Genomic DNA, 14,422 nt, shown 5'->3' with positions numbered 1-14,422 from the left:
CGCTTAGATTCTTTGCACTATTTTGTGGATAGTCTGCACCTTTTTTGTGAACTAGCGTTGAATTTATTTTTAACCTACTGATATTTATACATTAAATAGTTGGTTCAAATTTTGCCTAAGTAAGGCGTCTCAATAAATTAAATAATTCTGGAAAACATGCAAACTCCTATTCGTGGCCTTCGCTCTTTTTGCTTTGCCGCAAGAAGCCTAAGTTTTAAGCATGCAGCTAATGAGCTGTACTTAACGCCGTCTGCGGTAAGCCATCAAATAAAACAACTTGAAGAACAACTTGGTATTGAGCTTTTTCAACGTAAAACGCGTTCAATTAGCTTAACCACAGCGGGTAAAAACTTTTTTGATGCGGTGTCTCCTATCATCACAATGTTAGAGAGCACTATTAATGAGTTTAGTCAGATGCAGCAAAATACAAATTTGACGATTACGCTACCTGAATTTTTTGCCAGCGAACTACTCATGCCTAAATTAAGTGAGTGGACGTCAGAGCACCCTAATATAAACCTGCAAATGGACACGCTTAAAACACGCAAAGAGTTAACGCGTCATAGCGATTTATCTATTGTATTGTCCTCTGGTAAACCTACTGAAGGATTAGCGACAGAGTTGTTTAACCTTGAATATATTCCTGCATGTAATAAGAAATTACTTGATCAGTGGAGGGACGATCATCGTCAAGCGCTTAACCAAGTTCCGCTGATCCTCCACAAAGCTCGTCCTTGGGCATGGCACCAATGGGCTGAAAAAGCGGGTATTGATGACTTTTCTCCCTCGCAGATTATTCAAATAGATAGCATGTTTGGTGTAGCCCGTGCAGCGCAGCAAGGTATGGGGATTGCACTTATTCCACTGCCAATTAGCCAAAGTTGGTTAGATGAGCAATGGCTTTATAAATTATTTGAACAGCCTTTAACCACTAAAGATAAATACTATTTAGTGCAGCACGAATCAAGTACCCCTAATCACCCGCTTGATTTATTTGCAAAGTGGGTTGTAAGCACATTTAGAAAAATCCAAGAATAATCCTTTGTTAAGCGGGTTTATTAATACACCTAATTACGGGTTGTATTAATGGTTCGCTTAAATCTAATTTAAATTTTTGAATAATATTTTTATTTAAATACATAAACTTAACACCACGCATTAGACTAAAGTCTATAGTTTAATTTTTTTCACTCATTGGTTTCGTTTTTATCGTTTGTCGAAAATAAAGTTAAATATTAAAGTTACTCCATCAACTCAAAACAACTTATATTAAATTGTTTTTAAGAGTAACAAATGCAACCTTTTGAGTTTTAGTAACTCATAAGTAGCAGTAAAAAATCTTTATATTGTGTGTGAAGATGTTGTCAGTGTGAAAAGCGGTTCAAGTTAGGTGGTGACTTAGCTTGAACTGTTTTTATTCTTGGCTCAAACCACATGATATGTAATACAAAGCTACCAAAGTGTAGCAAACAGAATCTTTATATTGTGTGTGAAGATGTTGTCAGTGTGAAAAATGGTTCAAGTTAGGTGGTGACTTAGCTTGAACTGTTTTTATTCTTGGCTCAAACCACACGATATGTAATACAAAGCTACCAAAGTGTAGCAAACAGAATCTTTATATTGTGTGTGAAGATGTTGTCAGTGTGAAAAGCAGTTCAAGTTAGGTGGTGACTTAGCTTGAACTGTTTTTATTATTAAGCACATACATAATATAGTTATATACAGGTTAATACCTTTTAAAAAGCCCCGTAAGTTATAACTTACGGGGCTTTTTTAGTTAATTTTTTATTTGATATTCTTTTTTCAGTTCCTGTATTTGCACTTTATGTGAAAGCAAGAATGTATCAAATTTCTTAATCACGTCAGGGTAGTCAATCGACGATAATAAAAAGGCTTGTAAATCTACCGGTAGTTCGTTTTGAAAATAAACGGGTCGGGTTAATTTAAAGTATTTAACGATATTATAATTTAATACATCGTTAGATATGTAAACGCACTCTACTCGCTCTTTTAAAAGCAACTCTATCAATTCCCTTACATTAGCGGTTTCAATTAACTCAACGTTTTCGTTGTTCATTAATGGTTTAAAGCTTTGAGGCGTAAACCCTCTCACCGTTGCAAAACTAACGCATTCATCAATAGTGATATTTTTATTTAAACTCGCAATACCCGTTTTAGTCACAACGGTTGGCTGCGAATAAATAATTTCATTTAAATCACCAAAGGAAGCTTTATAACTTGGTTTCCATTGAGGATTATCTGGGTATTTAAAATCAACATGATGGTGGTCAATAAATTCTTTATAGAGGCGATTAATTGGTAATGTGTAGAACTCAAATTTGAAATCGTGCTGTTGAGCAAACAAGGTAAGTAATTTTTGACTAAAGCCATAATAGTCACTGTTATCAGCCCCACTACCGTCAAAGTACGGAAGGTATTCTATATTTTCAACACCCACTACATAATGAGTGGCTGATTTAGCGTTGGTCATTAAGAACAGAAAAATAAAAGGTAGATAAATTGACTGCTTAGCTATTTTTGATAATAGATTCATTAATAACCTAAAGAATATATTGCTGCCGGATTTAAGCCAATCAAACTTTAACAAATTTACGGGGATTATGATAAAACTATTTTGTTTTATGCAAAAAGCCTGGCTTTAAACCAGGCTTTTTATTTAGCTATTTAGCTTTTATCTCTTGGTACAAAATCAAGAACGGTTGCATTAATACAGTAGCGATCACGCCCTCTTGGGCCTTCACCTGGAAATAAATGCCCTAAGTGTATACCTGTACTTTTAGAGCGAAGCTCAATACGTGTCATGCCCCAGCTGCTATCGTCATGCTGTGTTACGTTGTTTTTTACTGGATGAGTAAATGACAACCAACCAGTACCTGAGTTAAACCTATCGCTTGTATCAAATAGAGGCTCTCCACTTAATTTATCAACAAATGTGCCATCGGGTGTATTTTTAAACTCTTTGTATTCTTTGCAATAGGGCCTATCTGTTCGTGCATCGAACGCAACTTTATAAGCATCACTGTTACCTAATTTGAATGCACCTAATGCTTTATAAAACTCTTCAGGCGTTGCGTACCCTTGACGGCCATATACCTCTACTCCGTTTTCTAAGAACAAAATAGTCGGCGTTGCCCATGTGGCTGACTTAATGGTTAAATCATCAAGTTGGTCAGCATGTCGAAATGTCATAGGTATGGTGCCTTTATAATCATTTGCGACTGCTTTTTTAAATTTTTCACAGTACGGACAGTATTCTCGTGAATCTAAGACTACTATTTGCTTACCTGCGAGTAGATCACTGTTGTCAGCTTTTTCTACGGGTGTTTTATTAAAAACTACGCCTGTAGAGTGATCGGGGCAATAGCCATTAGGGTTCTTTTCTAGATAATTTTGATGATATTCTTCTGCCGATACAAAACCTTCAAGCGGTTTAATAACCGTTTCGATTTTTCCGTAGCTCGCATCAGTTAAAAGCTGCTGATATTGCGATTTAACTTGCTCAGCTACTTTAGCTTGTGCATCAGTAGTCGTTAATACAATTGAGCGATATTGCGTACCTATGTCGTTGCCTTGGCGATCTTTTTGAGTTGGATCGTGGCTTTCAAAATAACTTTTTAATAGCTCTTCTGCTGAAATTATATTGCTGTTATACATAACCTGTACAACCTCAGCATAATTATTCTCGTCAAAACGACGAGACTGATCGGTGATATTTCTGTACGTTGCTTTAAACCCATGGCCGTCTGCATAACCCGACTCAGCATCAATAACGCCATTAAGCGCTTCGTAGCGTTTTTCGGCTCCCCAAAAACAACCAGAACCAAGTACGATGGTTTCTACATGCATGGTGGCTTCTACATTACTATGCTCTACCTTTTCCATAGATAAAGCAAAGCTGCCTGCGCTAAATATAATAGCAGCGCCAGATAAATATAATAAATGCTGGTGTTTCATAAAGTACCTCTTAAACAAGTGCGTGCTAATTAAGACCTCCTTATCTTAATTTTCATTTCAACCTAATTACTTATTTAGTACGAAGTGTAATAAGTTTTGGTCCTCAATAAGTTAAATACGATTAATTGAATATAAAAATACTCTTAAAGTAAGCTGGGAAAATAAACACTAAACATAACTACTTAGTCGCAATCGTGTAAATAAATTAATGAAACTGTGTTACGTTTAAATTATATTGTACAAATAGGTTTATTTAATGAAGCCAGCTCCCCATATTTATGCATTAACAAACAGTAGTTTACTGCTTGATGCATCGCATTTAGACGCTACAGATAGACTCTCTATTCAAAAGAAAATTTGGGCTTTAACCAGCCACTGTAAAAGCACTGATGAATTTACCGATTTGGTGCCGGCCATGAACTCGCTCACTCTTTATTTAAAATCAGATAAACACTTAAATAAATGGTTACAAGTGCTACCTACACTTTGGAGTGATATTAAAAGTAGTACTTTTAAAGGGAAGCATCACTTAATAAAAACCACCTACAAGGGTGAGGATATTAATTACGTAGCTCACTATCATAATTTAAGCACTGATGATGTTATTAATATTCATAGTAAAGCCAAGTACCACGTATTATTTTTAGGCTTTCAGCCCGGCTTTGCTTACCTACACGGCTTAGAGGGGCAATTACATACACCAAGGCGTGATGAACCACGTACTAGAGTCCCTAAAGGTTCTGTTGCGATAGGTGCTTCTCAAACCGGAATTTACCCCGCTGATACCCCAGGTGGTTGGCACATAATAGGCCATACAGATACAGCTTTGTTTGATTCGACCTCTGAACAACCTTGCTTAATTCAACCAGGTGATACGCTTGAATTTGTTCCGCTAGTTAATAAAGGGGCAACTCATGATTAAAGTACTTAAAAGTGGTGTATTACTTACAATTCAAGATTTTGGCCGTGAAGGCTACCGCCATTTGGGTGTAAGCAAAGCGGGCAGCTTAGACCGGTATGCGCAAATAATTGCTAACAGATTACTTAACAATAACGACAATGATGCCGTTTTAGAAATAACCGTTGGTTTGTGCGAGCTGGAATTTAGCTGCGACACAGTAATTGCGCTTCATGGTGCCGATTTGCAAGCAACCCTTGACGGACAAGCAATTCACCCTGGTTGGACATACGCAGTAAAAAACAAACAAGTACTGAGCTTTGCTACTGGCAGAGCAGGCTTGAGAGCTTATTTGGCGGTGAAACACGGTATACGAAGTACTGAAATTATGGGCTCTAAATCTACAGATTTAAATGCGTGTTTTGGTGGTATTGAAGGTAGAACTCTCACCACTGGTGATGAAATACCTATTACTCCTTATTATGGAAAGTTTATAAAAGTAGGTGCAATTGCACCTCCTAAGCGTAAACTTATACGATTACACCCAAGCCCCCATGCCAACTTGTTAGGCGAACCTTTACTAAGCAACTTTGTATCTACCGCATTTAAAATTAGTAGTAACAGCAACCGAATGGGCGTAAGGCTTGAGCATAGTAAGAATAGCTTGATGCATTCGCACTCTTTGCCATCACTAGGAGTGAGTCCTGGGAGTATTCAACTACCACCAAATGGTGAGCCTATTGTGCTACTTAATGATGGCCAAACCACAGGAGGCTATCCGCTTTTAGGGACTGTTATTGAAGCCGACTTACATCAATTTGCGCAATTTAGACCTTTAGATAATATTGAGTTTAAATATGTAACGTTTGAAGAAGCTGCAAAAGCGAAGCAGAAACTTGACGGGCATCTACATCAATTGAGCCTTGCACTTAAAAATAACCTATAAAAACATTCTAGAATCAACACGCCCTAGATTTAAAAAATAGGTAACATGTAATAAAGGTTCAAATTCCGACGGCAGCTAACTTACTCGCCGTTATTATTATTTTAATGTATAGCTTGGTGTTTAATGACTAAATCAACTTCTACTATGCCGTGTGTATTAATAACCGGTTTTGCTCCTTTTGGTGGTGAAGCTATAAATCCTTCTTGGCAAGCAGTGCAAAAACTTGATGAAACTATCATCATGAAACACAAAATATGCACACTAGAACTTGCCTGTGAATTTAATACGTCTATCAATCAGCTTATAAACGCCATTGAGTCGCACAATCCAGCGGTTGTTTTGTGTATAGGTCAAGCCGGTGGACGCAGTGAAATTTCAATTGAGCGTATTGCAATAAACGTTGACGATGCACGCATTAAAGACAATGCAGGCAAGCAGCCTATCGATACACCAATAGAAAAAAATGGCCCTGATGCCTATTTCACAAACCTACCAATAAAGCGCATGTTACAAGCATTGCACAACAGCAATATACCTGCTGCCATTTCGAATACGGCAGGTACGTATGTGTGTAATCACGTTATGTATGGCCTTATGCATTACATAAATGATCACTGCGCTGTAATGAAAGGTGGCTTTGTGCATATTCCTTATTTACCAAGCCAAGCTGTGCACCACAATGGCGCACCAAGCATGAGTGAAGACACTGTTATTAACGCGCTAAAAGTTATGGTTGCGCAAGCTTTGAACAATAATAACGACGTAAATATGGCAGCAGGTACCACTCATTAACCAATTTGGTGCGGTTACATATAACTTGGTGCATAAATTATTCTTAATTAATTGTAAAAGCTATGTGACTTGAGTAATTTTTTCTGATAAAACAAGGTTTCGCAGCACAGCAAATTGGCTTTGCTGCACACATAATAGGAATGAGGAGTTACTATGTGTTCAATTTTTGGGGTATTAGATATTAAATCTGATCCCACTCAATTGCGTACCCAAGCAATTGAAATGTCAAAACTGCTTAGACACCGTGGCCCAGATTGGTCTGGTGTATACGCATCTGAAAAAGCTATTTTAGTGCATGAGCGTTTAGCTATTGTTGGTGTATCAAGCGGTGCACAGCCTTTATACAATCCTGAAAAAACAAATATTTTAGCGGTTAATGGCGAGATTTATAATCATAAAGAACTTGCAGCAGAGCTAGACGTTGATTTTACTTTTCAAACTCAATCAGATTGTGAAGTTATTTTAGCGCTTTATAAACAAAAAGGGCCTGACTTTTTAGATGACCTAAATGGCATTTTTGCATTTTGTTTATACGACGAAGAAAATGACGCTTACTTAATTGGCCGTGATCATATTGGTATTATCCCGCTTTACACTGGTCACGACGAGCACGGTAACTTTTACGTTGCTTCTGAGCTAAAAGCACTTTCTCCAATTTGTAAGCACATTGAAGAATTTCCTCCAGGGCATTACCTGTACAGCAAAGATGGTAAAATGACGCCTTATTACAAACGTGATTGGGAAACATTTGATGCAGTTAAAGATAATAGCGCAGAAGCCCAAGACGTTAAAGATGCATTAGAAGCGGCCGTTAAACGCCAGCTAATGTGTGACGTGCCTTACGGCGTATTACTTTCTGGTGGTTTAGACTCATCAGTTATCTCTGCTATTACCCAGCGCTTTGCTGCCAAACGTATTGAAGATAACGACGAAAGCGATGCATGGTGGCCTAAACTTCATTCTTTTTCAGTTGGCCTTGAAGGCTCACCTGATTTAGCGGCTGCACAAAAAGTAGCTGACATGATTGGGACTATTCACCACCCTATTATTTTTACCATTCAAGAAGGTATTGATGCACTGCGTGAAGTGATTTACCACATTGAAACGTACGATGTAACAACTATTCGTGCTTCTACACCTATGTACTTAATGGCTCGCCAAATTAAAGCGATGGGCATTAAAATGGTGTTATCTGGCGAAGGTGCTGATGAGCTATTTGGTGGCTACTTATACTTCCATAAAGCCCCTAACGCACAAGAGTTTCATGAAGAGCTAAACCGTAAAGTATCAAAACTGCATATGTTTGACTGCTTACGTGCTAATAAATCAATGGCGGCATGGGGCGTAGAAGCACGTGTACCGTTCCTTGATAAAGAATTTGTTGATGTAGCTATGCGTATCAACCCTGAAGCTAAAATGTGTAAAGATGGCAAAATTGAAAAACATATTTTACGTGAAGGCTTTGAAGGTTACTTACCTGATGAAGTTTTATGGCGTCAAAAAGAGCAGTTTTCAGACGGTGTAGGCTACAGCTGGATTGATACGTTAAAAGAGTTTGTAAATGAGCAAGTAAGCGATCAAGAGCTTGCAAATGCGAAATTTAAATACCCTATTAATACACCAGACTCAAAAGAAGCATATTACTATCGTGCAATTTTTGAAGAACATTTCCCTGGTGATGCATCCGCTAAATGTGTACCACATGGTAAGTCGGTAGCGTGTTCGACTCCTGAAGCACTGGCATGGGACGCATCGTTTCAAAACAATGCCGATCCATCAGGTCGTGCTGCGGGCGTTCATAACGACGCATATGCAAGCAAAGGTTAATACTCTTTGTTCGGCGAAGCGTAAGCCTAAATGGCTTGCGCTTCGCTTTATAGAATTCACTTCCACCGAATCTGTTTTTTATAGCCCTGCAAATAACTTAAAAGGCTCAAGCGCTTTAATTGTTATTTATAAAAATGGGTTAACATCAAAAACAATGCAATATATTGCATCACAATCAATTCACCCTGCTACCGTATTTTTAAATCAAAATGAGATAACTAAACGCCATTGCAATATTCGCTGGTTTAACCAAACAAGTGAAATTAAACGCTGCGGACATGGCACTTTAGCGGCCGCTAATTTTTTAATAGGTTATTTAGGTTATTGCCCTAAAGTATTTACTTCAATGAGTAATGAGCGTTTTGCTATAAGAGTAAAAAAACAACGCGCCCAGTTGTTACTAAAAAGTATAGAGCCTAAAAAAAGCGAATTAGCTGCGGGTGAGTTAAAAAGTGTGTTTTCCTCAGCAATAAAAACAGCCTACAGTACCGGTGATAAAAACGGTTATACCGTCGTGCTATTTAATGAAGAATTTAATAAAGAAGTTGAAAGAGACGATTTAAAAAGCTTACACGTTGATTTTAAAGCTTTGAGTAAACTCCACAAAAATGCAGTAATTACCCTTAGTATAAAAAATAAAGACAAGAAAAATGCCATAGCGCGTTTTAGATATTTTGCCCCCCAGTTTGGCGTAAATGAGGACAGTGCAACGGGCTCTGCGGTATCTGTTATTGCCCCTCTTCTATTTAGACTGCATGGTTTAAATAAAGCCGCGCTTATACAGCAATCAAATAATGGCGCATTGCTAAACTATGAGTTTAACAATGCCCAAGTTGTCATTTACTAGGGCGTGTTGATCTTTGCGAATTGAAATTTGTTCAATCTAGGGGCGATTAAATCGCGGCGCGAGGTTTGTAACCTAGTGGGCTAAGTAAAAATCGAGCAACAAAGAGTTTATCGCCCCTAGGCAGAACCCGAAGGGCAGCACATGTTTGGCATTTATGCTGCGTTATCGCCTATTTATGTGGAATAACCACACTTCATAGGCTCTGCCTTGCCTAAAAACCAAACATATTGCTGCAAATTCAACTATCAAAGATCAACACGCCCTAAACTTAAGTAACGTTTAAAGCGGTCTTAATAAGCACAAGGCAAAATAGTTACTATCGTCTTGCCATGTTTGCTCTAACTTTAAATTAGCCTGCGCTGCAAGCTGCTTAAACGACTCAAGCGTGTACTTGTGAGAGTTTTCCGTATGAATGCTTTCACCTTCTATAAAGTCTATTTGCTGATCATTTATAATCACGCTTTGAGTACAATTACTTACTAAATGCATTTCGATACGGCTATGTTGCTCGTTAAAGCGTGACTCGTGGCTAAAATTGTCTAAGTTAAATGTGCCATTTAACTCGTTATTAATACGTTCTAGTAAGTTTTTATTAAACGCGGCGGTTATTCCTAATTTATCGTTATATGCATCAAGTAACACTTGGCGCTCTTTTACTAAATCAATGCCAATTAGCACATAGCCATTTACACCACATAAGCGATGAAAATTATTCATAATTTCAATTGCTTTTACAGGTGCAAAATTACCAAGAGTAGACCCCGGAAAGTACACCAGATTTGTTTGACTATCTAAAGCGGTATCTTTGGTTAGCTGTTTAACCATTTGACTATGTGTAAAGTCTCCTAATAATGGCGAAATTGCCAAATCTGGAAATAACGGTGACAAATGAGCAAGTGAATAACTGAGCATCTCTTCAGAGATTTCAAACGGTACAAAGGTTTTTACGTTTGCCATATGCGCTAATAAATAGGCAACCTTTTTACCCGAGCCACAGCCAGGCTCTATAATAGAGAGGTTTTCAGGTAGCATTTGAGCAATCGACTGCGAATGTTGCTCTAATATAGAAAGCTCAGTTCGTGTTACGTAATACTCTTGTAATGTTGTTATTTGCTCAAATAATGCAGCACCTTTATCATCATAAAAATATTTACACGGAAGCGTTTTTTGTTGTTGAGTTAATCCGCTTATCACGTCGTTTAGAAATTCAGTGTCGGTTATGTTACTTTGCTTAATCGCTGTTACTTGGCTCATACTATATCCTTAGCTAGTCTTATCCCGCTGCACATCCACGCTTGATGCGGGTAATAAAAATTACGATATGTTTGTCGTAAATGGTTTTGAGGGGTAAACACACACCCGCCACGTAGCACCATTTGGTTATTCATAAACTTACCATTGTACTCCCCTGCTACTCCTTCAATAGGCTTAAAACCAGGGTATGGTAAATATGCACTGTTCGTCCATTGCCAACACGCATCAGTTAACTGGTTTATTTCAGTATCAGTCTTTGCTTGCTGAGGTGTTAGGTCGTTATTATTAATCTCTGTTGAAGCTGTATTTTTAGCTGCATATTCCCACTCAAACTCTGTAGGCAAGCGAGCCTTTACAAAATTAGCATAGGCGCTGGCCTCAAAATAACTAACATGGCAGATTGGTGCACTTAAATTAAGAGGCTGCAATCCATAGTGTGTAAACTCAAACCACTCGTTATTTATGCAATGCCAATACAAAGGTTGCGTTAAACTATTATTTTGTATATTTGCCCAGCCGTCGCTTAACCAGTACTGTGGATTGCTATACCCACCGGCATTTATAAAGTCTAAATATTCACCATTAGTGACCAACCTGCTAGCAAAGCTGAATGGATGAATTAATACTTGGTGTTTGGGACACTCGTTATCGTATGCAAATTCATCGTCGGCATTTGTGCCAATATTAATAATGGCTTGTTCAAAATTGATAAAGTTAAGGGGCTTAATATCTGCTGATTTGTTTTGGCTATTTAAAAATGATGTTTGATATTGTGGAAATAATGGGTTTACTGAAAAGTTATATTTGATGTCCATTAGCATTAGCTCTTGGTGCTGTTGCTCGTGGTTTAAACCAAGATCAATAATATCTTTAATTTGTGGATTAACTTCAGTATTAAGCAATTCAATTACACAGCTATCAACATGCTTTCTGTAAGCTAGAACTCCATCTAAACTAGGCCTAGATAAACTACCTCGGTTGGCTCGTTTAAATTGCTCTCCAATCCCATTGTAGTAGGAATTAAAAAGCATTCTATAGTGAGAGTTAAACACAATGTACTGCTTACAATAAACACTAAGTAAAAACGTTTCAAAAAACCATGTTGTGTGTGCTAAATGCCATTTGCTTGGACTGGCATCTGCCATAGCTTGTAATTGGCAATCCTCTACAGTGAGAGGTTCTATAATAGCTAGGCTTTCGCCTCTAACGCTGCAAAAGCGTTTAACAAGTTCGTTTTGGTTGGTATTTTTTGTAACGCATTCACGCATAATAGTATTAATCCTTTGCCTATCTATTTATAAAATATAGCTTAGGGCATGCTGAGCTTTTTGGATTGAAATTTGTTCAATCTAGGGGCGATTAAATCGCGGCACGAGGTTTGTAACCTAGTGGGCTAAGTAAAAACCGAGTAACAAAGAGTTAATCGTCCCTAGAAAGAACCCAAAGGGCAGTGTATGTTTGGTATTTATGCTGCGTTATCGCCTATTTATGGGGAATGAGACCACACTACATAGGCTCTGCCTTGCCTAAAAACCAAACATACTACTGTAAATTCAATCGCCAAAATTCAACATGCCCTAATGTTGTGTTAAATCATATTCATATTACAACTTGATTAAAGATGCTTATCGGCTTATAAATTTATAATAACCCTAAAGGGGAATTTGCTCTTTGCTGCTTGTTTTTTAATTTTTCTTAGGTGCATCTAAGCATGCACAATAACGCAGAAGCAGTTACCGAACCCACTAGGTTAGAAACCTAAAAGCGATTAAATCGTTCCCAAATTGAACGAATTTCAATCCTAAAAGGTCAATAATCCCTAGTATTTAAGCATTAAATAAGTTACTTAAAAGTGATCTTTTTTTACTTAACTAAGTAAATTAATACTTTTAATAGCAAACTAATTTTTAACGTTCACTGAATTTAGAATTTTTTAGCTTTTAAATAGAAGAATCATTAATTTGGCTATATAAACAGCGTTTTAAATACAAATTCATTTACATTTAATATTTAACTCATACACTACTAGCTGTATGATCACTCTTCAAATTAGTTAGTCTTCAAATAATTACGGTATTACTTTTTACTTAATATTTAAAGGCTAATGTAATTCGATATGACGCCGAATTTATTTTGGCTTGTTAGGACAACTAAAGAGGTATTGCATGAAGGAAAATCATGACAAATATAGTATTGACAATACGGACTACACCGTAGGTCAGGACAACGTACAAAAGTGGGGGTTTGATATACACAACCCTGTTTTTGGAACTAGTGCGGGCCTGATTGTCATTTTTTTAATCGCCATACTTGTTACCGACCCACAAACTGCAAAAACAGCGCTTGATAGTATCAAGACCGATATTATTAATAATTTTGATGCCCTATTTATGTGGGCTGCCAACTTCTTTGTACTCTTTTGTTTAGCACTTATTGTTTCTCCTTACGGGAATATTCGCCTTGGTGGTGATGATGCTAAACCTTCTCACTCTCGAATTTCATGGCTTGCTATGTTATTTGCTGCAGGTATGGGTATCGGCCTTATGTTTTGGGGCGTTGCTGAACCGGTTGCTTACTTTACTGGTTGGTACGAAACACCACTTAACGTAGCCGCTAATACACCAGAGGCTGCAAAATTAGCAATGGGCGCGACTATGTTCCATTGGGGTCTTCATCCTTGGGCTATTTACGCTGTTGTTGGTTTATCTCTTGCATTTTTTACGTACAACAAAGGTTTACCTCTTTCAATTCGTTCTATTTTTTATCCTATATTAGGCGACAAAGCGTGGGGTTGGCCTGGTCATATCATTGATATCTTAGCTGTACTTGCTACATTATTTGGCCTTGCAACGTCTTTAGGTTTAGGTGCGCAGCAAGCTTCTGCAGGTATTAACCATGTATTTGGTCTTGAGGGCGGAATTGGCTCTCAAATTTTGGTTATTGTGGGTGTAACACTTTTAGCGATTGTTTCTGTAGTTCGTGGTATTGACGGTGGTGTAAAACTACTCAGTAATGTAAACATGCTAATTGCTTTCTCATTGCTATTGTTTGTTTGCCTAGTTGGCTTTGCTGTAGCAATGGGTAACGTACCAACAACTATTATGGGTTATGTTGAAAATATAATTCCATTGAGTAACCCACATGGCCGCGAAGATGAAACATGGATGCATGGTTGGACTGTGTTTTACTGGGCTTGGTGGATTTCCTGGTCACCGTTTGTAGGTATGTTTATCGCGCGTGTATCACGTGGTCGCACAATTCGTGAATTCTTAATTGCGGTATTACTTATCCCTACGCTAGTTACTGTTTTATGGATGTCGATTTACGGCGGTATTGCGATTGATCAAGTAGTTAACGGTGTTGGTGCACTAGGTACTAACGGCTTAACTGAAGTACCTTTAGCTATGTTCCAGATGCTTGATGAATTACCTCTATCTAATATTTTATCGTTTATTGCGATTGTATTAGTGCTCGTGTTTTTTATTACATCATCTGACTCTGGTTCACTAGTAATTGATTCAATTACTGCTGGCGGTAAAATTGATGCACCAGTTCCACAACGTATATTTTGGGCATCGGTAGAAGGCGCTATTGCAGCAGCTCTACTTTGGATTGGTGGCACGCAAGCAATTGAAGCACTACAGGCAGGTGCCGTTTCTACAGGCTTGCCATTCACTATTGTATTGTTGTTTATGTGTTTAAGCTTAGTTTTAGGTTTACGAACTGAGCCTCGCCCAGTTAAGTAATACCTTAAGTAGTAATACTTTAATTAGTAACGAAAGCGCCGCAATAATTGCGGCGCTTTTTTGTTTAACTATTTAAGGTTATATCAATTCGCTTAATAAAGTGATCTGTTTTGTGGTAGAAAAAACGTCTCAATAGT

11 protein-coding genes are annotated in these 14,422 nt (G+C 37.8%); 7 read left to right on the top strand and 4 right to left on the bottom strand.

The window, feature by feature from the left end; all coding sequences use genetic code 11:
* The first annotated feature begins 156 nt into the window (after window positions 1-156).
* Window positions 157-1,038, top strand: a complete 882-nt coding sequence (locus BW142_RS04225; RefSeq protein WP_076923991.1) for a LysR family transcriptional regulator — start codon at window positions 157-159, stop codon at window positions 1,036-1,038.
* Between the two features lie 739 nt (window positions 1,039-1,777).
* Here BW142_RS04225 and BW142_RS04220 read toward each other — a convergent pair.
* Both BW142_RS04220 and msrA read right to left on the bottom strand, forming a co-directional pair.
* On the bottom strand, window positions 1,778-2,554 hold the full coding sequence (locus BW142_RS04220) for a hypothetical protein (RefSeq protein WP_024598938.1): 777 nt from the start codon (window positions 2,552-2,554) through the stop codon (window positions 1,778-1,780).
* Between the two features lie 131 nt (window positions 2,555-2,685).
* Window positions 2,686-3,975, bottom strand: coding sequence for a peptide-methionine (S)-S-oxide reductase MsrA (gene msrA, locus BW142_RS04215; RefSeq protein WP_076923990.1), 1,290 nt, complete (start codon window positions 3,973-3,975; stop codon window positions 2,686-2,688).
* Window positions 3,976-4,231: 256 nt separating this feature from the next.
* Here msrA and pxpB point away from each other — a divergent pair, with 256 nt between their 5' ends.
* The 5 genes from pxpB to BW142_RS04190 all read left to right on the top strand — a co-directional run bounded on the left by pxpB (window position 4,232) and on the right by BW142_RS04190 (window position 9,285).
* Complete coding sequence (gene pxpB / locus BW142_RS04210) at window positions 4,232-4,897, top strand: 5-oxoprolinase subunit PxpB (protein WP_076923989.1); 666 nt, start codon at window positions 4,232-4,234, stop codon at window positions 4,895-4,897.
* Window positions 4,890-5,819: a biotin-dependent carboxyltransferase family protein gene (locus BW142_RS04205; RefSeq protein ID WP_076923988.1), complete on the top strand. Its 930-nt coding sequence runs from the start codon at window positions 4,890-4,892 to the stop codon at window positions 5,817-5,819. The genes pxpB and BW142_RS04205 overlap by 8 nt, the downstream gene beginning before the upstream one ends.
* A 123-nt stretch (window positions 5,820-5,942) precedes the next feature.
* Window positions 5,943-6,611 (top strand): pyroglutamyl-peptidase I, encoded by a 669-nt coding sequence (pcp, locus tag BW142_RS04200; RefSeq protein WP_083707548.1) that lies wholly within the window; start codon window positions 5,943-5,945, stop codon window positions 6,609-6,611.
* Window positions 6,612-6,764: 153 nt separating this feature from the next.
* Entirely contained in the window at window positions 6,765-8,438 is a 1,674-nt protein-coding gene (asnB, locus tag BW142_RS04195) for an asparagine synthase B (protein ID WP_024598933.1), read from the top strand.
* Window positions 8,422-9,285, top strand: coding sequence for a PhzF family phenazine biosynthesis protein (locus BW142_RS04190; protein ID WP_076923987.1), 864 nt, complete (start codon window positions 8,422-8,424; stop codon window positions 9,283-9,285). Before asnB ends, BW142_RS04190 begins: the two co-directional genes overlap by 17 nt.
* Before the next feature lie 279 nt (window positions 9,286-9,564).
* Here BW142_RS04190 and egtD read toward each other — a convergent pair whose 3' ends face one another.
* A complete protein-coding gene (egtD, locus tag BW142_RS04185; protein ID WP_076923986.1) occupies window positions 9,565-10,539 on the bottom strand; it encodes an L-histidine N(alpha)-methyltransferase in 975 nt (324 codons plus the stop codon).
* Window positions 10,536-11,807, bottom strand: a complete 1,272-nt coding sequence (gene egtB / locus BW142_RS04180; protein ID WP_076923985.1) for an ergothioneine biosynthesis protein EgtB — start codon at window positions 11,805-11,807, stop codon at window positions 10,536-10,538. The genes egtD and egtB overlap by 4 nt, the downstream gene beginning before the upstream one ends.
* 897 nt (window positions 11,808-12,704) lie before the next feature.
* Here egtB and BW142_RS04175 point away from each other — a divergent pair.
* Complete coding sequence (locus tag BW142_RS04175; protein ID WP_076923984.1) at window positions 12,705-14,285, top strand: BCCT family transporter; 1,581 nt, start codon at window positions 12,705-12,707, stop codon at window positions 14,283-14,285.
* The last annotated feature ends 137 nt before the right edge of the window (window positions 14,286-14,422 follow it).

Origin of the sequence: Pseudoalteromonas sp. EB27, from assembly GCF_001974875.1 — a bacterium.
Taxonomy (GTDB): Bacteria; Pseudomonadota; Gammaproteobacteria; order Enterobacterales; family Alteromonadaceae; genus Pseudoalteromonas.
The sequence above is the reverse complement of the archived record's forward strand: the minus strand, read 5'-3'. Positions and strand labels throughout refer to the sequence as shown.

Bases quoted from the DNA above. Each gene is read 5' to 3' on its own strand.
- egtB (WP_076923985.1), bottom strand. From the start codon at position 11,807: ATGCGTGAATGCGTTACAAAAAATACCAACCAAAACGAACTTGTTAAA.
- BW142_RS04190 (WP_076923987.1), top strand. From the start codon at position 8,422: ATGCAAGCAAAGGTTAATACTCTTTGTTCGGCGAAGCGTAAGCCTAAA.
- BW142_RS04205 (WP_076923988.1), top strand. From the start codon at position 4,890: ATGATTAAAGTACTTAAAAGTGGTGTATTACTTACAATTCAAGATTTT.
- asnB (WP_024598933.1), top strand. From the start codon at position 6,765: ATGTGTTCAATTTTTGGGGTATTAGATATTAAATCTGATCCCACTCAA.
- BW142_RS04220 (WP_024598938.1), bottom strand. From the start codon at position 2,554: ATGAATCTATTATCAAAAATAGCTAAGCAGTCAATTTATCTACCTTTT.
- egtD (WP_076923986.1), bottom strand. From the start codon at position 10,539: ATGAGCCAAGTAACAGCGATTAAGCAAAGTAACATAACCGACACTGAA.
- msrA (WP_076923990.1), bottom strand. From the start codon at position 3,975: ATGAAACACCAGCATTTATTATATTTATCTGGCGCTGCTATTATATTT.
- BW142_RS04225 (WP_076923991.1), top strand. From the start codon at position 157: ATGCAAACTCCTATTCGTGGCCTTCGCTCTTTTTGCTTTGCCGCAAGA.
- pcp (WP_083707548.1), top strand. From the start codon at position 5,943: ATGACTAAATCAACTTCTACTATGCCGTGTGTATTAATAACCGGTTTT.
- BW142_RS04175 (WP_076923984.1), top strand. From the start codon at position 12,705: ATGAAGGAAAATCATGACAAATATAGTATTGACAATACGGACTACACC.
- pxpB (WP_076923989.1), top strand. From the start codon at position 4,232: ATGAAGCCAGCTCCCCATATTTATGCATTAACAAACAGTAGTTTACTG.